Annotated in this window: 1 protein-coding gene; it reads right to left on the bottom strand. The window is 78.1% G+C overall.

Annotation, left to right across the window (positions count from 1 at the left end; all coding sequences use genetic code 11):
* Window positions 1-1,023, bottom strand: a 1,023-nt coding sequence (locus tag CCN72_RS36250) for an SWIM zinc finger family protein (RefSeq protein ID WP_244174659.1), incomplete at both ends; no start/stop codon positions are given.

Genomic DNA, 1,023 nt, shown 5'->3' with positions numbered 1-1,023 from the left:
GCGGGGGGCGTGTGCGCGGGGCGAGGGCCTCGGTGGCGCGTATGCCGGGCAGGGACGAGGGCTCCCGGTCCCGTCCCTCGCGGGCCGCGCGGGCGGCGCTGCGCCGGGAGAGCGCGTCGAGCAGTTCCCGCTCGCCCCGGCCGCGCAGGAGCAGCAGCACGAAGGGGTCGGCGTCGAGCAGCCGCGCCGTCTGGTAGCAGAGGGCGGCCGCGTGCTTGCAGGGGTGGCCCGAGTCGGGGCAGCTGCACCGCGGGGCGAGGTCGCCGGGGCCGGGCAGCAGCGGGACCCCGCAGTCGGCGAGGGAGTGCGGCAGCTCCTTGTCGAGCAGCGCGGCGATATGGCCGGGCCGGTCGACGGCGGTGTCCAGGAACCGCTCCCACTCGGCGTCCGCCAGCGGCCGTACCCGCACCTGGACGCGGTACGGGCGGGGGCGGCTCCCCCGCACATAGGCGAGGACCGATCCCGGGGTCACGGTGATCGCGTCCACATGCCCCTGGTCCGCGTACCCTCGGCCGCGCGCCACCCGCTTGGCGTCCAGCGCGCCCCGCTCCAGCGCCTCCACCCACGCGTTTCCCCACCAGGTCCCGGCGAACGCCCCGTCCTCGGCGCGCTCCCCGCGGGGCGCGAACGCCGGGAAGGTGCGCCGGTGTTCACCGTCCCGGTGCGGGGTGGCCATGGTGGGCGGCGCGTGCGGCACGGCGGACTCGGGCTGATGCTCGTGCTCGGGGACGGTGGGCGCGGGATCGTCCACCGGCTCGGCATCGGCCTCCGGCGGCATCCGGAAGGCGTTCTTGAGGAACTGCCGCATCTCCCCGGCCACCTTGAGCCGCGCGGCCCGGGAGGGGTCGTGCTCACCGGACCGCCCGGGGGAGGACATGCCCTGGGCACGGGCCTCGGCCCCCGCGGAACGGCCAGACCTGCGCCGCCCACCGCGATCGGCCTCCGCCGCCGCTTCCGCCTCCCGCAACGCCTCACGCCGGGCGGCCCGCAGGGCTTCGCGGGCGATGTCGCCGGGGCGGGGGC

The organism is Streptomyces murinus, assembly GCF_002154555.1.
Taxonomy (GTDB): domain Bacteria; phylum Actinomycetota; class Actinomycetes; order Streptomycetales; family Streptomycetaceae; genus Streptomyces; species Streptomyces murinus.
The sequence above is the reverse complement of the archived record's forward strand: the minus strand, read 5'-3'. Positions and strand labels throughout refer to the sequence as shown.